This window comes from Bacillus sp. FSL R12-0074 (assembly GCF_038005725.1).
GTDB lineage: Bacteria > Bacillota > Bacilli > Bacillales > Bacillaceae_G > Bacillus_A > Bacillus_A mycoides.
Genome location: NZ_JBBOTR010000001.1, coordinates 1,162,188 through 1,181,039, shown reverse-complemented (window position 1 = coordinate 1,181,039; position 18,852 = coordinate 1,162,188). Strand labels below are relative to the sequence as shown.

The 18,852-nt window shown below is 36.9% G+C and carries 15 protein-coding genes and 2 pseudogenes; 2 read left to right on the top strand and 15 right to left on the bottom strand.

The window, feature by feature from the left end; genetic code table 11:
- Nucleotides 1-10: 10 nt before the first annotated feature.
- The 6 genes and pseudogenes from addA to NSS97_RS06030 form a co-directional block, all read right to left on the bottom strand.
- Nucleotides 11-3,736: a helicase-exonuclease AddAB subunit AddA gene (gene addA / locus NSS97_RS06055; protein ID WP_107887032.1), complete on the bottom strand. Its 3,726-nt coding sequence runs from the start codon at nt 3,734-3,736 to the stop codon at nt 11-13.
- Complete coding sequence (addB, locus tag NSS97_RS06050) at nt 3,730-7,248, bottom strand: helicase-exonuclease AddAB subunit AddB (RefSeq protein ID WP_341111941.1); 3,519 nt, start codon at nt 7,246-7,248, stop codon at nt 3,730-3,732. Before addB ends, addA begins: the two co-directional genes overlap by 7 nt.
- Nucleotides 7,249-7,365: 117 nt before the next feature.
- Nucleotides 7,366-7,929 carry a signal peptidase I gene (gene lepB / locus NSS97_RS06045; protein WP_002011277.1) on the bottom strand — a complete coding sequence of 188 codons (564 nt, stop codon included), beginning with the start codon at nt 7,927-7,929 and terminating at the stop codon, nt 7,366-7,368.
- A 56-nt stretch (nt 7,930-7,985) separates the two neighbouring features.
- Entirely contained in the window at nt 7,986-8,579 is a 594-nt protein-coding gene (locus NSS97_RS06040; protein ID WP_341111940.1) for a TVP38/TMEM64 family protein, read from the bottom strand.
- Between the two features lie 333 nt (nt 8,580-8,912).
- Nucleotides 8,913-9,494 (bottom strand): competence protein ComK, encoded by a 582-nt coding sequence (locus NSS97_RS06035; protein ID WP_002011279.1) that lies wholly within the window; start codon nt 9,492-9,494, stop codon nt 8,913-8,915.
- 49 nt (nt 9,495-9,543) lie between these two features.
- Nucleotides 9,544-9,621 (bottom strand): annotated as a pseudogene (locus NSS97_RS06030) (RNA-guided endonuclease TnpB family protein); the annotation flags it as partial.
- Between the two features lie 302 nt (nt 9,622-9,923).
- Between NSS97_RS06030 and NSS97_RS06025 the strand changes: the two are divergent.
- Nucleotides 9,924-10,109: a hypothetical protein gene (locus NSS97_RS06025; protein WP_002011281.1), complete on the top strand. Its 186-nt coding sequence runs from the start codon at nt 9,924-9,926 to the stop codon at nt 10,107-10,109.
- Nucleotides 10,110-10,159: 50 nt separating this feature from the next.
- Here NSS97_RS06025 and NSS97_RS06020 read toward each other — a convergent pair.
- Nucleotides 10,160-10,421 (bottom strand): annotated as a pseudogene (locus tag NSS97_RS06020) (hypothetical protein).
- Between the two features lie 26 nt (nt 10,422-10,447).
- Nucleotides 10,448-10,651, bottom strand: coding sequence for an RNA chaperone/antiterminator CspA (gene cspA / locus NSS97_RS06015; protein ID WP_002011282.1), 204 nt, complete (start codon nt 10,649-10,651; stop codon nt 10,448-10,450).
- A gap of 276 nt (nt 10,652-10,927) precedes the next feature.
- Between cspA and NSS97_RS06010 the strand changes: the two genes are divergently transcribed.
- The gene (locus tag NSS97_RS06010; protein ID WP_002011284.1) at nt 10,928-11,422 is read left to right on the top strand and encodes a DUF6584 family protein; all 495 of its coding nucleotides are present in this window, start codon (nt 10,928-10,930) and stop codon (nt 11,420-11,422) included.
- 136 nt (nt 11,423-11,558) lie between these two features.
- On the opposite strand, the gene aceA is transcribed toward NSS97_RS06010, so the two are convergent.
- The 7 genes from aceA to NSS97_RS05975 all read right to left on the bottom strand — a co-directional run bounded on the left by aceA (nt 11,559) and on the right by NSS97_RS05975 (nt 18,809).
- On the bottom strand, nt 11,559-12,836 hold the full coding sequence (gene aceA, locus NSS97_RS06005; RefSeq protein WP_002125874.1) for an isocitrate lyase: 1,278 nt from the start codon (nt 12,834-12,836) through the stop codon (nt 11,559-11,561).
- Nucleotides 12,837-12,861: 25 nt separating this feature from the next.
- Nucleotides 12,862-14,451, bottom strand: a complete 1,590-nt coding sequence (gene aceB, locus NSS97_RS06000; RefSeq protein WP_107887035.1) for a malate synthase A — start codon at nt 14,449-14,451, stop codon at nt 12,862-12,864.
- 341 nt (nt 14,452-14,792) lie between these two features.
- Nucleotides 14,793-15,467, bottom strand: a complete 675-nt coding sequence (locus NSS97_RS05995; RefSeq protein WP_107887036.1) for an S-layer homology domain-containing protein — start codon at nt 15,465-15,467, stop codon at nt 14,793-14,795.
- 363 nt (nt 15,468-15,830) lie between these two features.
- Nucleotides 15,831-16,481, bottom strand: coding sequence for an S-layer homology domain-containing protein (locus NSS97_RS05990; protein ID WP_044444023.1), 651 nt, complete (start codon nt 16,479-16,481; stop codon nt 15,831-15,833).
- A 388-nt stretch (nt 16,482-16,869) separates the two neighbouring features.
- On the bottom strand, nt 16,870-17,061 hold the full coding sequence (locus NSS97_RS05985; protein ID WP_131929235.1) for an S-layer homology domain-containing protein: 192 nt from the start codon (nt 17,059-17,061) through the stop codon (nt 16,870-16,872).
- An 84-nt stretch (nt 17,062-17,145) separates the two neighbouring features.
- Nucleotides 17,146-17,823 carry an S-layer homology domain-containing protein gene (locus NSS97_RS05980; RefSeq protein ID WP_002011235.1) on the bottom strand — a complete coding sequence of 226 codons (678 nt, stop codon included), beginning with the start codon at nt 17,821-17,823 and terminating at the stop codon, nt 17,146-17,148.
- Between the two features lie 77 nt (nt 17,824-17,900).
- Nucleotides 17,901-18,809 carry a DMT family transporter gene (locus tag NSS97_RS05975; RefSeq protein WP_341111935.1) on the bottom strand — a complete coding sequence of 303 codons (909 nt, stop codon included), beginning with the start codon at nt 18,807-18,809 and terminating at the stop codon, nt 17,901-17,903.
- Between the last annotated feature and the right edge of the window lie 43 nt (nt 18,810-18,852).

Here is an 18,852-nt window from a genome sequence, read left to right as displayed (position 1 = left end):
TTTCTAAGCTCTATTCGTCAATATTTACAACATGATTTCCATCAAAGAAATATAAACATTTCTCTTTCACAGGATGTTTTAAGCTTTTCTCGAGTGCTTTTGCATATAGTGAAAGCTGTACTTTGTATCGGTCTTCTAAAATTGGTTTCGCTTGATCAAATCCGCCTGGGAACTTTCCTTCAATCGTATCTGTTTTAAAGTCGATTAAAGTAATTCCGTCTTCCTCTTCGATCATGCAGTCGATAACCCCTTGGACAAGTATTGATTCGCCTTTCTTCCCTTGCCAATCTTGATACGCTTCTTCTGCTGAAAGCATCATCGTAAATGGTACTTCACGTTCAACACTTTTTGCTGCTAATACCCTTTTACCTAAGTTACTGTCAAAGAATGAAATTACCTTTTCAATCGCTATTTCTTCAGCTTGTTCAAATGTTAATAGTTCTTCATTTACCATTCTTGCAATTTGTTCTTGAAGAACTTCAATCGTAATTGGTTTCTTCAAATCTACATGCTGCATAACGGCATGGACTGCTGTTCCTCGCTCTGCGTATGTTAGCCCTTTTTTCTCCATAAAGCGCGGACGTGTTTTAATTGGTGCACGAAGTTTTTTAATAAAGGCGTTATCGCTACCTTCTTCAGATTGATAATTTCTCTTTATTTCTGTAACAGACTGCTTCGCACGGTGAGATGTCGCGTCCGCATACCCGTATTCCCACATCAATCTGTCGTACACTTCTTCTTTCCGTTCACTTTCTAACGGAACAGCTTTTTTATCACGAAGCGCTTCTAATAACTCTTGTTTCTCTTCTTGAACTGGTTCTGGTGCAAGTAAATCTTTTCCTTCAACAACTTCTACTTTCCAGCTAGCACTATATTCATAAATTTCGCCTGGAATATTTCCTTGTCCTAATTCAAGAAGCATTTCACTATCACGGTGTCTATATAAGGAAGGTGCAATCCAGTCTAAGTAGCAAGACGCTCCGGCACGAATATGGTCTGGTAATAACCATTCACTATGCTCTCTTGCATCGAGCCATTTTTCCATTTCTTTATTTGCATCTTTAACTGTTCCAATTAAAATTAACTTCTCTTTTGCACGTGTTAACGCTACGTATAGTACGCGCATTTCTTCCGCAATTAATTCCATCTTCATTTTACGCTTAATCGCTAGTTGCGATAATGTCGTATATTTAATTCGTTTACGAGGATCGATAAATTGTGAACCGAAACCGAAATCTTTATGAAGTAAGAAACGCTTCATTAAATCTTGTGTATTAAAACGGCGACCAAGTCCAGCTACAAATACGACTGGAAACTCTAGCCCTTTACTTTTATGAATCGTCATAATGCGAACAACATCTTCTTGTTCTCCGAGGGCTCTCGCCGTTCCCATATCATCTCCGCGTTCTAAAATACGCTCAATAAAGCGCAAGAAGCGGAATAATCCTCTAAACGATGTTGCTTCATATTGTCTTGCGCGATCATATAGTACGCGTAAGTTTGCCTGCCTTTGCTTTCCGGCTGGTAAACCGCCGACAAAGTCGTAATAGCCTGTCTCACCGTACACTTTCCAAATTAAATCAGAAAGAGATTGTTGACGCGCAAATTCACGCCACCCTTGCAGTAAGTTATAAAACCACTCTAATTTATCATGCAGTTCTTGTTCTTCTTCAAGCGGCGCTCCCTTTAAGAATGAGCTCATCACTTCATAAAACGAGCCCTTCTTTCCATGAGCACGAAGCGTCGCAAGTTCTTCGTCATTTAGTCCAACGATCGGTGAACGAAGTACAGCTGCAAGCGGAATATCTTGCATCGGGTTATCAATGACGCGGAATACGTTCATCATAATATTTACTTCTGTCGCTTCAAAGTAACCAGTCGCAAGGTCAGCATATACCGGAATTCCTTGTAGTTTTAACTCTTCCATAATTTGCGGCGCCCATGGCATGGAGCGAAGTAAAATAACGAAATCACGATATTGCACTGGGCGCATACTATCAGTTTTTCGATCATACACTTCATAGCCTGAATCGACCATTGCTTTAATACGCTGCGCCATAAGACGAGCTTCAAGCTGCGCTTTTTCTACTTCGGCACCTTCTTCACCGTCTTGCACTTCTTCCTCAGTTTGCTGAATACATAATAGCTCTGCCGCTACATCTTCACCTTCTGGATAGCTAGCACCTAGCTTTAATTCAGCGTCAGCATCATAATCGATTTCGCCGACTTCTTCGCCCATAATTTGTTTGAAAATAAAGTTCGTACCTGCTAGCACTTCATGACGGCTACGGAAGTTTTTCGCTAAGTCAATCTTCATTCCGCCGCCCGATCCTTCTTGTGTGAAACGTTTATATTTTCCTAAAAATAAACCAGGCTCTGCTAGTCGGAAACGATAGATTGACTGTTTTACGTCACCAACCATGAACAAATTTCCTTCACTCTCAGAATCTTTCGTTACGAATTTAATAATTGATTCCTGTACGAAGTTCGTATCTTGATATTCATCAACTAGTACTTCAGCAAATTTATTACGATATTGAAGCGCTACTGCTGATGGCTTCATTTCACCGCCTTCACTTTGCTCGCTTAAAATTTGCAAACAGAAATGCTCTAAATCTGTGAAATCGACCATTCCTTTATCTCGCTTAATCGCTTGGAAACGCTCTGTAAATACTTTTACAAGCTTCACGAGTTTTTCTAATACAGGATGCATATCTTGAAAATCTCGTAAGAAACTTTCGGGTCTGCGGCTAAATAGCTCTTCTTGTAATTTCTTCACTTCATCTTTCGCTTTATTACGAAGAGAATCTACTTGTTTTACAACATCTTCGTTGTAATCACTTTTTTTAATACGCTTTAACGTTTGCCACGATACATTTTGCATCGCTTCATAAACGCTTGTCCACGATCCACGCGCTGCTGAGGATAACGTTCCAAGTAAAGCTAAATCCGCTTGTAAAGTTTCAACGCGAGGCGCTGGACCATCAGGAAGCATTGCGAGTTCAGTCGCCTTACGAATATGCTTTTCCGCTGTTTCAAGCTGGAATTTTACATCTTCTAATAAGTAAGAAGCGTACACTAAATCTTCAATCGTCTTTCCTTCAACGTCGTATGCTTCTACTAATTTATCAAGCCACTTCTCCGGGTTTGGATGCGCTCTTGATTCTGTATGAAGCGCTAAAATCATTCGTTGTAAGTCATCGTCACTACGGTCACTCGTATAACGATCAACTAGTTCAAAGAAAATACTATTATCTTCGATTCCATATTCTTCTTCTAATATGTCATCTAGCACTTCTTCTTTTAATAACTCATTTTCTGTTTGGTTCGCAATACGAAAACGAGGATCGACATCAAGCATGTAATAATATCCTCTAATAACTTGTAAACAAAATGAATGAATTGTAGAAATGGAAGCTTTATTTAATAAGCTAAGCTGCTTTCTTATATGCTGTGAACCTGGCCCATCAATTAATACTTTTTCTAACGCTTCCCCAATTCGATTTTTCATTTCTTGCGCCGCTGCATTCGTAAATGTTACAACGAGCAGGCGGTCGACATCGACTGGATTTTCCTCACTTATAATCTTTTTAATAATACGTTCAACTAATACCGCTGTTTTCCCTGATCCAGCTGCCGCTGCGACTAAAATATCACGTCCGTTCGCTACAACCGCTTTCCACTGGTCATCTGTCCATTGACTACCTTCTGGTTTCTGAGGCCAATTTTCTACCATTCTCCGCGAACCTCCTCTCTAATTTTCTCCATCGCTTCGCTATCTTTCATATCTTTTAACGTACGGAATTGGTTATCTTCAAGTGATTCATCAAATTGACAAACAGATTTGAAGTTACAGAACGTACATGCCGCTTTATTCCCCTTTTTGTAAGGAGCAATATCGATAACACCTTCTGTAATGTCTTTTCCGATATTTTCAAACGAGTGGTGTACATATTTTTGAAGTACGTTAAACTCTTGTTCACTTGCAATGCTAGAACGCGCACTAAAACTACCATCTTTTTTCAGACCAGCAGAAATAATATCAGAGCTTCCTGTTGAAAGTTTATTATCCATTAAACGCACAACGTCAGCATCTCCTAGTACGAGACCTTTCATTTTAAATTTCTTTAAAATTTCTTTCTCAATTTCTTCTTCAGATGCATCGCCTTTCATCTCAACAATCGGGTTATGAATATGGAAATACAATACACCCGCCGGTGATGCAGTACTGCCCTTTTTCATCCACGTATGTGCATTTGAAGTAACAACATCTAAATACGTTAACATTTGAAGTGCGAGTCCGTAATACACTTCCGTTAAATCTAACGCTTTCGAACTTGATTTATAATCAATAATACGAAGGAACGTACCACTCTCATCTTCCGCCTTATCAACACGGTCAATACGGCCAACTACTTCCATCTTCACACCATTTGGCAACGCAAATTCCATTGGCGGAAGAGATCCAGTCCCGCCCATACCGAACGGTACTTCTAAATCAACTGGTACAAATCCACTCGACTTCGCATGTTCACGAAGAATAAGTGACGTACGGAAAATGATTTGTTGTAGTTTTTGCTTTAAATAGAAATGACGGTTCGAACTTAATAAAATTTGTCTTTGTAATAACGGTGCAATTTCTTCTATTACTAAAGCAGAAAGGTGTTCACACTCTTTTATTGATAAATCCGCCCAAGTCCGATTTTCACGTAATAGCTTGTCTGCAATTCTCTTCAGCGCTGCATGGAATAATTCACCGATATCTGGCGCATCAAGTTTGAAAATATCACGCTCTCTTAGCGATAAACCGTGCTGAGCAAAATGAGCGTACGCACAGCGATTAAATAGTTCCATACGAGAAACGCTTCCCTTAATTGTATCTCCATATAAATCCCTACTTACATCTGTACTTAGTTTCTGTGCACGATTTCGGTAGAATAAACTTGATAACACACGGCTACTTTTTTGCTTCCATTCATCTGAAGTAACGTAGAAGTTATATACGTCCCACCAAAAGTCTAAATTGCCTTCAAATCCGTATCGCTTCCACGTTTGCAGTTGCTGCATGACATAAGACAACGTTACTTCTGGCGTTGCTACATATGAGATTTGTTCCGAACGCGATAAGTCATTTACATCATTCGTAATAAACGATTCTTTCACATCAGGGAACATTCTTTTTATTTTTTTAATAAAACTAGAAGCAAGTAACGTCTTTCCTTCTTCATCCGCAAGCGGACAGGAAATGTATAACTTCTCAGATGCTCTCGTCACCATTTGATACATAACGAACTGTTCTTCTAATAAAGTTTGTCTCGTCGTTGGTGCTAATTCGATACCTGCAGCGGTGAGAACATTTCTTTCCTCATCAGAAAGCATACCTTCATCCATAGGCGCTGCTGGAATCACTCCTTCATTTACTCCAATAATGAACGTCGCTTTAATATCTGATAATCTAGAATGATCAATATTAGCAACTAACACTTGATCTAGTGACGGCGGAATGTTCGCAAATTGAAGTGCCTCAAGTCCTGTCGACATAACCTCCGTAAACATTGAAAGGGACATCTTCTCTTCGCCAAGCATCTCAACGAACGTATCAAGAAGATTCATCACTTCTTCCCATACTTGCTCATGGTCTGTCGCAAATAAGAAATCTCCATTTTCTTCTGCACGAACACGTAATTCTTCTAGTTTTTTCGGAACGTCAAGCTCCTCTAAAAATAAATATACCGCTTCGCACATTTGCATAACTGTTCCAGCAAGCTTCAGTCTTTTTTGCATACGAATAACTGGCGTTCTTACAACGTCGCGAAGTCGATTTATTTTCTCTTCCATTTCACGCTCACTGTCTGTTATCATTTCGCTCGCATCATCAAGAGAACGATAACGACGATACATCCACGGATCTTCAGAAGTCCATCTCTTCCCTTGTACACCGTACGCTAAACAGTAGTTTTCAAACTCATCCATCTCTTCGCGCATCGCTTCTTTTCTTACATCTAATGGATATAAAAGCTCTGTTTTCACGCAGCGGAATACTGCATCATAACGCCAATTCCCGCTAATAATCTCGAGTGCAGAACGAATACATTCTACTAGCGGATGATGTGACATTGGGCGTTTTTCATCGATGAAATGCGGGATATTATAATCCGTAAATAACGTTCGCATTACGTCGTAATAACTTTCTCCGTTACGAAGAAGGACTGCGATATCTCGGTAACGATAGTCTTCATCCGCCACAAGTCTTCTAATTTCACGAGCTACACCTTCTACTTCAGCTCGTAAATTAGCTGCTGTACTAATTGTTACACTCGCTTCACCATGATACTTTTCATTCGGACGCGCTTCATAATGCGTTTCTAAATGAGCTAATGCTGGAGAATGAAAACGCGGTTGTTCCATAAGTGGAATTGTTTTTTCAATTTCTATTTTCTCTTCACGCGCTACTTGTTTTATTTTTTCATACGTTAATGTCGTTTCATAAAATAAATCTAGTTCATTCACTGGCTGCGCTAACGTTTTTTCATCTATCGTTAATGTTATTGTTACTCTTGTTCCTAATCTCATTAGCCCTCTAACGATTTCTAGCTCTTGAGGAGAAAATGAATGGAATCCATCTATATAAATTTCCGCGCCTTTTACATACTCAGAGTCTGAAAGCTTCTCAATTAATAATTGTAAGTAGTCTTCTGAATCTAAATACTTTCCGATTAAAGCACGTTCAAAATCATCATATAGTAACTGTAAATCATACACTTTATTCGCTAGTAGCTTTTGCTCTGCACTACTGCTATGCGTGTCTAATTGTTGCCACATTTCATATACGTTAGACGGCGTCACATTGTAACGTTTAAACTCAGCAATCATACTACCAAGGTGTTCAAAGAAACCGTTTTGCTCCGCTGCTTTTTGAAACACAGATAGTCCATCTTTACGAGATTCTACAATTTTACGAAGCAACATATGTACACCCGCTTCATCAATATGAAGACGACTCGCTCCGCCAACTTCTTGCAGCACCTTCCACGCTAATCGCGAAAAACTAAAAACTTGTGCCCGAATAGAACCTCTTACATCTTCGCTCCCAATTAACGCCTGCTGCGTTTGGAATGTCATCTGTTCTGGCACAAGATATAATATTGTTTTCCCACTTGGGCGCTGTTTTAACTCTTCTTGCACTTCGTGTAAACAAAGTGTACTTTTTCCACTTCCAGCTCTACCAATCACAAATCGAAGTGACATGAAACCCCACCTTTCACTTACATAACGAACGTTAGTTTGCTATCACAATTGTATTATAGGACGATAAAAAAGACAAACATACTCGTTTGTCTTTTCCTTATACTTCATTTTATTATATCAGCCTTTTGAAAAATTCGTTTGTACCTCTTGAATCGGCCAATATCGTAAATCAACTTTACCGACAACTGTATCAGCTTTCACAAAACCGAAGTGCCTACTATCCCAGCTACCAAGGCGGTTGTCACCAACTACAAAAATAGAACCGGGTGGTACAAACTTTTCTTTCGTTAACTCTTCTAGTTTAAAATCGCCTGTTAATTGCCGTCCATTTGTCTCTTTCTTATACGTCTCTAAATAAGGTTCATCCACGAATTGTCCGTTTATATATAATTTATCATGCTTATATTCGATATGATCCCCAGGTAAACCGATAATTCGCTTTACATAGTCCTCTTTTTTATTCGCATGAAAAACGACGACATCAAATCGATTCAAGTCCCCTACTTGATAACTCACCTTATTCACAACGAGCATATTTCCATCTTGCAATGTCGGCATCATTGACTTCCCCTCTACAACGTACGTTGAAAAGAAAAACGTTCGAAAAAATACAGCTAATAGTACACCAATTAAAATTGTTCTTACCCACTCTAGCCCTTCTTTTTTCAAAGTTTTCTTCATTCGCTTCTCCCCTCGCCCTTTAATGATGAAGCTTATCTTTACAAAGAAGACTTTTCCTAATGTAGTTCTAACTTTACTTCAATTTTTTTACCGACATACCATAAAATAAAAATAACAACGCCCACAATAACCGATTTCACCGGCTTATGAATAAATGACACTAAATCATGACCGATATACGTTAAAATAAAGATCATAACAAGCTTTCCGAATGCTAATGCTAGTCCAAACTGTTTTACGCTAATGCGAGACAAACCAGCTACAACATTTATAAGCGCAGATGGTGTGAACGGAAAACAAAATATAACAAAGATTGGCGCGAACCCTTTTCTTTCAATCCATCCCATCGCTTTTCGCACTCTCTCATGCTTATTTACAAAAGAAAAGAAACGACTTCTTCCAAAGCTACGAATAATGAAAAATACAAGCATTGCACCAATTACTGACCCAATCCATGAATAAAGAAAACCGAACCAAAAACCAAATGCAACAGCATTCGCCAACACAAACACAATGAGTGGCAATGCCGGAATAAGCGCCTCAATCATCGGTAAGCCAATACCGAGAAGCGGTCCGAACGCACGATAACTTTCAACAATATGATCCATATTTTCTGGTGAAAAATACTCTTTGATCTTTTGAAAATCCATTCTACACTTTACCCCTTTACTCTAATTACTACCTCTACTGTATCATTGCTTAAATGAAAGAGGAAATGGTAGATACGACATATGGAGATGTATTTATTAAAGTTTCCATATCGTTCGCTAGAATTCCTTCATTATTATGCTATGATAATCTTTCAATATTCGACAAGGTTTGTTGTACGTTTGGTTGTTTGAGGAACAATATTTTTTGATGATTTTTCGGTAAATGAAATTACAGCGGTGATTTTCTGAATACATCGACCACAATTTGATTTTTATCGACTTTCCGACAAAAACAGACAAATAAAAAGGATGAGTCTCCCCATCCTTTCCCTCTCACACTTCGCCTTCCTTCACAAAATACACTTTCTCATATGCTGGTGTTAATTTAGATTCTTCATTTTTATCAATCTCTTTAAAGCAAGGATTTCCTTGTTTTTTCTTACGATCTTCATACTCTGTCCGTAATTTCGCTGTACGATTTTGCTGATTTTCAAAGCTACTTTTTGACATTTCTAGTTTCACAGCGAAACCATTTATAAATCTAATAATAAGATTTCCATCTTTTAATTCTTTATTATCTTCAATATGAAAATGAGACAACCACGCACACTCTTTTCGAGAATAAGAATACGTAGGGAAAAAATAAAGTTGATCTGTCGGGCTAATTGCGATAGGAGCTTTATGTGTAATACGAGTTAACTCCTTCGTTCCTTCTTTTCTTCCAAAGAAACTAGAACCATGCTTCCGGCAACTTCTCTCTATAATATCAAGAGGCTTTTGAAATACGAAAAAAGAATCTTCCATTTCTACAATTCGCGTAACAACTTTCTTTTCTCCTAGAACAACAGGAAGTAAGGCCATTGTATTTTTGCTTACAACATAGTTTTCGACATAACGTTCTACTTTACTTTCCATAGTCTACTGTCTGTTACTACAAATATAGGCAAATGTATATCCTTAGAGTATGTAGTTTTTGCACGCTAAGAATATTTTTATCTATACTCGCTCTTTTGTTAGTAACAGATTTTTCACCTCTCTTTTTTTAATTTTCGATTGCTATTTAATTTCCCTTCTTCATTTCCCTTTTATAGTAGCACCTACGAAAAGGAAATGGTTTACATTCTGCGATTCTTTACAAATACTTATAATAAATCAAATATAATACAAATCTATTAATAACAATGTATGGATATCAAAAGAATAATCTGTATAAAAAGAGGATTCTATATACGAAAAAAGAATTTATATCATTTGTAATATGTTTAACACATTCCCCTTTTCATATAATTACAGCAATTAATTTTGCTATAATTAAAATATAAATCAAATATACGGAGGTCTCTCATGGAAGAAAAGCAAGATCATCCAACAATTCAAATGAAAAATAGTAGCATTGTTATCGTAAAAAATTCAGCGAGTATTATATTCGGTTTATTTTTTATTTTACTGTTCTTCGCGAAGCCTTTTCGTAAATCTAAATGTCCAGAATGCAAGAAACGTGAAAAGAAAAAAGCTGTGAAAGAACACTAAAAGGCCTTCCTTTACGGAAAGCCCTTTTTACATACTGATTGCCATTTCCTTCATTCTTCTTCATCCTCAAAAAAACCTACTATTTTTTCTTCCAATATTCTCTGTATCTCTTTCAACCTGTACTATGATTATATATGGTTCTTGATCTAAATACCGAGAATGAGACTTCCTCAAATCAATTACCGTCACTTTATCATTTTCATAAGTTTTCGAGTACGCCTTTATTTCTTCAATCGTACTTTTTAGGCTGTCTTTATTACTAATATAAATATCGTATATCTCAACAACAAAAAAAAGGATGGCATAAGCCATCCTTTTTTCTATAATAAACTATAAAATTATAGTTTGATTACGTTTTTAGCTTGAGGTCCACGGTTGCCATCTTCGATTTCGAAGCTAACTTTTTGGCCTTCTTCTAAAGATTTGAAACCATCAGTTTCGATTGCAGAGAAATGTACGAATACATCGTTTTCGCCTGGAACTTCGATGAAACCGAAGCCTTTTTCGTTGTTAAACCATTTTACTTGTCCTGTAACTGTCATAATTATTTCCTCCTACGAAAATACATTTTATTTAGTCTTCATGTATAAAAAAAGAATCCACACATTATCAAATTCGAAACATAAACTAGTTCTCACATACTTTTTCCCGTTTGTTTTCGGCATTTGATAATATATGGATTGCTTAATTTAATTATTCAACTGGTATTATCATAACATACTTAAAATAGAATGTACAATCCTTTTTAAAAATAAAATTTCTAAATTTTAGTATTTCTTATAAAATATAACCACACCTATTCTAATAAGGAGGCGTGTATGACAGAAATAATCCCTAAAAAAACATTAAAGAGAATTGAAAAAGATATTGAAAATAACAACCTTGGAAAAGCAAGAGATAGATTACACGGATTAATCACTACTTATCCGAATGAATTAGCACTTAGGAAAAAACTCGGTGACATTTACTTTACATTACAATACCCAGAAATGGCTGGACGGTATTGGTATCTTGAAAAAGAGAAAACAGATGTTATGCACGCGGCATGTCTACAATTTGAAAAATCGATGGGAAACGACTCTTATCATATTGTACGTGCTTTAAAATTCAAAGGAGATCGTAACATTATTACAGGACTACACACCGAACGTCCCTTACAGCCATTGCAGAAAAAAGTGATAGAGGAACTAATTGATGATTATGAAGAAACATGGAAAGACAAACTATTTACATGGGGCTGTCTATCATTATTCGCATTCCTTCTTTTTACTGCTATCGTTGGTATATTCACTATATTGGATTGGATATTTTAAATAGAAGTGAACGTCCCACAATACGACGACAAATAAAATTACATCAACTTTCCGACAAAGTTTAACAATGTCAGCGACGTAATAATAAATAAGAAAAGTGCCCCAAAAATATTTTTTGGGGCACCTACTTATACCTTTATTTCGTAAACTGTTCTTCTTCTGTGGATCCTTTTAGAGCAGTCGTTGATGAAGTACCGCCTGTAATCACTTGTGCTACTTCATCAAAGTATCCTGTTCCTACTTCGCGTTGATGGCGCGTTGCAGAGTAACCGTATTTCTCTGCTGCGAACTCTGCCTGTTGTAATTCAGAGTACGCTGCCATGCCGCGCTCTTTATAACCACGCGCTAATTCAAACATGCCGTAATTTAATGAATGGAATCCAGCAAGCGTTACGAACTGGAATTTATAACCGTACGATGCAATTTCTTTTTGGAAGCTTGCAATCGTTTTTTCATCTAATTTTTGTTTCCAGTTAAAAGAAGGGGAACAGTTGTAAGCAAGTAGCTTCCCTGGATATTTCTTATGAATTGCGTCCGCAAAGCGTTTTGCATCTTCTAAATTTGGCTCCGACGTTTCACACCAAACGAGATCTGCATACGGCGCATACGCTAAACCACGTGCAATTGCTTGATCAAGACCTGCTTTCGTATGATAAAACCCTTCTGGCGTTCTTTCACCTGTAATAAACTCTTGATCAACTGGATCGATATCGCTCGTAATTAAATCTGCCGCATCTGCATCTGTTCTTGCGACGATAATTGTTGGTACACCCATTACATCCGCAGCAAGACGTGCCGAAATTAAATTACGCACCGCTGTTTGCGTCGGTAATAATACTTTTCCGCCTAAATGCCCGCATTTTTTCTCTGAAGATAATTGGTCTTCAAAGTGCACGCCAGATGCACCCGCTTCAATCATCCCTTTCATTAATTCAAATACGTTTAACTGTCCACCAAACCCAGCTTCAGCATCCGCCACAATTGGAACGAAATAATCCGTATCACCGCTACCTTCCATATGCTGAATTTGATCAGCACGTTGAAGTGTTTGGTTAATTCGTTTTACAACAGCTGGCACACTGTTCGCTGGGTATAAGCTTTGGTCAGGATACATATGTCCAGAAAGATTCGCATCTGCCGCTACTTGCCAACCGCTTAAATAAATTGCTTTTAATCCAGCCTTCACTTGTTGCATCGCTTGGTTTCCTGTTAATGCCCCAAGTGCATTAATATAATCTTCTGTATGAAGTGATTTCCAAAGCTTCTCTGCACCGCAGCGCGCTAACGTATGTTCAATATCAATCGATCCGCGCAGACGAATTACATCTTCAGCTGTATATGGACGTGTTATCCCTTTCCAGCGCGTATCTAATTCCCAGCTTTCCTGCAATTTATCAATTCTTTCGTTTTTCATATGTTCCATCCCCTTTTCTTGTTTCTTATAAAATTTCATAACCCGGTAATGTTAAAAACGGCATGAACTCGTTATTACGAACAAGGTTTGTAAACAGTTTTGTAGCTTCTTCAAATCTCCCCTTATTAAATGCTTCCTTACCAATCTCTCTTTCTATTTTTGCTAGTTCTTCTTCTTTCAATTCTTCCATTAATTTAAAAGTGATATTACGGCCATCACTTAGCTTTCCACCCTCATGACGAATCCACTGCCATACTTGTGCTCTTGATATTTCCGCTGTTGCTGCATCTTCCATTAAGTTATAAATTGGAGCTGCTCCCCGCCCGCTTAACCAAGATGCAATATATTGAATACCGACGTTAATATTCGTGCGAAGACCACCTTCTGTAATCGTTCCCATCGGTACTTCTAATAAATCCTTTTCTGTTACACGTATTTCTTCACGCTTTCTAAAAATTTGATTTGGCGTTTTCATTATGTGATTAAATACTTCCATTGCAACCGGTACAAGTCCCGGGTGGGCAACCCAAGTCCCATCATGACCGTCTAAAGCTTCGCGCTCCTTATCAGCACGCACTTTCTCGAAAGCTGCCTCATTTGCTTCTGGATCATTTTTAATTGGAATTTGCGCCGCCATCCCTCCGATTGCTGGCGCGTTACGACGATGACACGTTTGAATAACTTTCAAAGAATACGCGCGCATAAACGGCGCTGTCATCGTGACTTGCGCTCTATCCGGAAGTAAAAATTCATTATGATTACGGAAGCTCTTTAAGAAACTAAATATATAATCCCATCGTCCGCAGTTTAAACCAGCAGAATGATCTTTTAGTTCATACAAAATTTCATCCATTTCAAATGAAGCGTGAATCGTTTCTATTAACACAGTCGCTTTAATCGTTCCGTTCGGAATACCGATATACTTTTGAGCGAATACGAAAACGTCATTCCATAATCTTGCCTCTAAGTAACTTTCCATTTTCGGTAAGTAAAAGTATGGGCCACTTCCTTTTGCTAAAAGCGTCTTCGCATTATGGAAAAAGTACAAACCAAAATCTACTAAACTGCCAGACATGTTCTTGCCGTCAACTTGCATATGTTTTTCTTCTAAATGCCACCCTCTCGGACGCACAATTAATACAGCTGTTTTACTATTTAAACGATATTCTTTTCCGTTTTCATTTTTATGTGAGATCGTTCCCTTACTCGCATCTCGTAAGTTAATTTGACCTTCGACAGCATTTCTCCAAGTTGGTGCATTCGAATCTTCAAAGTCTGCCATAAAAAGATGTGCTCCTGAATTTAAAGCGTTAATGACCATCTTTCTATCCACCGGTCCAGTAATCTCCACGCGGCGATCCTCTAAATCTTTCGGAAGCTGGGCGATTGTCCAATCCCCTTCACGTATATGCTTTGTTTCTTCTAAAAACGTAGGAAACTCCCCTGCATCAATTCTTTTTTGTTTCTCCACACGCTTTTGTAAAAGTTCCGTGCGGCGTTCATTGAAATTTTCATGCAGTTCCTTTAAAAAACTAAGCGCCTCAGGTGTCAATATTTCGTTGTACGCTGGTAACATTTCTCCGGCCAGTGTAACCCGTGAAGTTTGCGTCGACATATTAGCATCCCCTTTTTAAACTGTCTTATAACAGGTTTGATTTTATGTTTTATATTATATAACAAATCTTCAGAAAAGGAAGTTTTTTTTGAAAATTTAATGATTTTTTTACAAAACTGTGCTTATCCATTATGATTCCAAGCAAAAAAAGAGCCAGTGTTATATAACACTGGCTCTTTTTTATAAAGTGAAACTATAATCAGTGGGGGGGTTGTTCATCCCCCACTGATTATTGGCTCTCACCAATCGGGCTTTTACGGGCAGTTGATCTCCCACCTAACTCCCTCGCATTCGCCGAATTTTGAGGTGGGAGTCTTACTGCCCTCAAATAGCGGGATAAATTATTGTTGCTGATCATTTAAAATTGCTTTGTATAGGAACTGTGCATATTGTTCACGTGTTACTTTCATACCTGGTGCAAAGTTACCTGAACCATCACCTGCTGAAATGCCATTTGAACCTACTGCATTAATTGCTTTAGCTGCCCAATGTCCTGCTGGTACATCTTTAAATCCTGGTGTACTTTTCACTTGTAACTCAAATGTTTCCGTTAAAATTTGTGCCATTTCTGCACGTGTTAACGTATCTTTTGGTCTGAAGTTTCCACTACCATCACCTTTAAAGATTTCTAATTCTGTTAATGCTAAAATTTCAATTGGGAACATTGTTGAGTTATCATCAACGATATCTTTATATGTACTTACAAACTCATGATCTTCATCAAAGTATTGGTCCCCATCAATTGTACGGTAAATTAACGCCGCTACTTGCTCACGTGTTACATTATCACCAAAACCGAATCTTCCATCTCCGTAACCAGCAATAATTCCCCAATCTGCTAGATTTTGGATCGCTCCATAAGACCAATGCCCTTTCGGTACATCTTTAAATGTAACAGGAGTAGCTTGTTGTTGTTTCACAGCTACTTCAGCATTTGCTGTAGTACCTTGTCCGCTTAATCCAATTCCACCCATAATTGTTAAAGCTGTTGCTACTTTTAAAATCTTTTTCTTCACTGTATTCTCTCCCTAAAAAAAACATATTTTTTTCTAATATAAAGAATTTATGGAAAACTAACAATACACTTATCCATATAATATTTGTCTAATTTGTGAACTGTATTTCACATACTTATCTTTATACTTAATTAACAATAAAGTTACTAAACCGTACTTTTCACTCATAAAAAGTAACTATAATTAACCTGTTTTTTCCATAAATACTAACCACCGAACTATGAACAGTAGAATAAACATACAGATAAACAATTTAAAATAAGAAAAAAGCGCGTAATTTCCGCGCTTTTTTTTAAAGAAATATGATATATTAATATAATTTTGTTTTTCTTGTACTATATTTTTAAAAACTTCCGTTTCATGTTATTCATCTTTCAAATTAAAATTAATAATAGCTTTATTTAAAAATGTTGCATATTGCTCACGTGTTACAACTTTATTTGGTTCAAACTTTCCATTCCCTGTTCCTACTATGACATTATTAGCTTGCAGAGCACTAATTGCATTTTTTGCCCAGTAATTATTTGGTACATCTTTAAATGTATGCTGTTGCTTCGCTTCAAAGGAATATGTCTGTGTAAGAACTTGCGCTACCTCTGCACGTGTTATTGTTTCTCTAGGTCTAAAGTTCCCCTTCTCATCACCTTTAAAAATACCGCGCTCTGTTAATGCTAAAATTTCATTTGGAAACATTGTTGATCTTTCAGAAATATCCTTATAAGGATTTTTTAATGGGCCTTCATGTTTTATATTAAGTGCGCGATACAGTATTGCCGCCACTTGTTCACGGGTTACATTATCACCTACACCAAACTTTCCATTTCCATAACCTAGCATAACTTTATGATACGCCACTTCTATAATATATTCATATGCCCAATGGTCTACTGGAACATCATCAAATACAATCATTTCTGGATATTCTTCTGCTTTTATATTAGGAACATTTGCGCTTACCAATAATCCACCCATAATAGTCGCTGCCGCCATTATACGGAACACTTTTTTCTTCATTGTCCTCTCTCCTTCATTTCCACTTTATTAAAAGTGGAAAATAATAGACTAAATTCTTTTCCCATATTACATATGCTGCATTTGCAAACCGTATGTAATATATTTCATTTTTAACATCTATTATTTTGAAGATTACTAGGTGAGCCAATTCGCTCTCAATTCCAATTGGTATTCTGAATTGCATGCAAATCATTTGAAGAAATATTCTTATCTTTGCGCTCTAGTTTCTCTGTTTGATTTTCAAAAAGGATAAACAAAAGCTTTTGCAAAGATGTTATATATACAATATTCTACTATCTACTAATCAAGTCCTTCACTTATAAAAATTTCACTTTATAGACAAAAAAAGCGCAAATATCATATTTGCGCTTTTTTCGAGCTTCATAGATTAATCGTTTGCGTAGAATCTATGAAGTGCATTATTTAAGAACTTCGCATACTGCTCACGGGTTACAAGTTTTTCTGGTTCAAATAAACCATTACCCGTTCCAACTATAGCTTTATTAGATTGTAAGGTGCTTATCGCATCTTTAGCCCAATGGTTTTCTGGTATGTCAGTAAATGTATGTTTTTCTTTCACTTAGAAAACCTTTATTTCTAAAAACTTCACCTTTCAGACAAAAAAGTACAAGTATAATCTACTTGTACTTTTTTATACTCTTATTTATTCCCATTTCCCTGGTGAATTATAAATTGCTTGTTGTAGAAACTTAGCGAATTGCCCACGTGTAACGAGCATTTCAGGCTCGAACTTACCATCTCCGGTTCCTACTACGACTTTATTAGACTGCAATGCACTAATTGCATCTCTTGCCCAATAGTTTTCTAGTATATCTGTAAATGTATGCGGATGCTTTGCTTTTAACGTATATGCTTTCGTTAAAATTTGTGCTAATTCTGCACGAGTCAATGTTGCTTTCGGACGGAAATTCCCATTTTCGTCTCCTTTAAAAATACCAAGGCTTGTTAAATGTAAAATTTCGTAAGGGAACATTGTTGATTTCCCACTAATATCTCCATATGGATTCTCTTCAAATGGACTTCTTTTTAAATTGAGTGCGCGATGTAGTACTGCTGCTGCTTGTTCACGTGTTATATTATCTTCTACCCCAAACTTACCGTTTCCATATCCATACATAATACGGTGATATACTAAATTCATAATTTCATTATAAGCCCAATGATCATTTGCTAAATCATCAAATTCTAGCATAATATCAGGTGGAGGTGGAGATTGTTGAATTCCATCTGTATTTGCTGAAACAATATTACCGCTAACAAATATCCCCCCTATTAAAGTTAATGATGTCGCTATCTTTAATAACTTTTTCATCTCTCTCATCCGCCTCTTCCTTTATTTTCCTACTTTTATATTGTACAAAAAATAAGAAAATTCTCAATACGTTAGGAGGTAATTTTTCACACTTCATAATACGTATTTTCTTTTACCACCATTTTTTCATCCTTCGTTTTTCGAAAAGTAAACGCCATTCCTACAAATATAAGAATAATCCCTACAATTTGCATACTAGTCGGTCTAAAACCGGTAAAGACCGTATCTAACAAAATTGCAACCGCAGGATCTAAAAACACTAATACCGAAATTAATCTCGTCGATAAATCTCTTAAACTGTCAAAAAATAAGTAATATACAAATCCCGTATGTATAAGTCCTGTCGCTGTGATCATCATCCAGTTCATCTCTGTTAATCCTTGAAACTTCCCGAAGTCTACGAATGGTAGCAATAAAAATATACCCAAAAAAGTTTGTAAAAATGTCATCGCATATGCACTCGTATGCTTAATTCCTTTTCCGAGCAACGTTGTAAATGCATAAAATAAAGCCGCAAGAAGCGCCCACACCATTCCAGACGACATAAGTTTCTCAAGCGACATACTTCCATCTACCCCAGCTACTAAAACTGTACCGATGAAACATATGGTAATGGACAGAACCGCAAATGCTGTTAACCTCTCTTTAAATACAATACTACCAATCATTAATACGATGATCGGTGCAAGATGATATACAGAAATCGCAATTGTAATCGACATGACTTCAAACGCTTTAAATAAAAACACCCAGTTAAAAACGAGAAATACGCCACACGCTAATATTTGTACAATTTCTTTTTTATTCCATTTCTCATTTTTATATTGTCCTGTTGCAAACCAACATAGCGTTAAAAATAAAGTCGCACAAATACAACGAATAAATACTAATTCAAAAGATGGTAAACCCGTTTGGACAGAAAAAAATCCAATCGATCCGAAAATAGACATCGAAAGGATCATTTTTATAGCCGGCATTGATTTTGAATGAAACAAAATATTAACCTCCTAAATATTTAACTGAATATTCTACGTATTA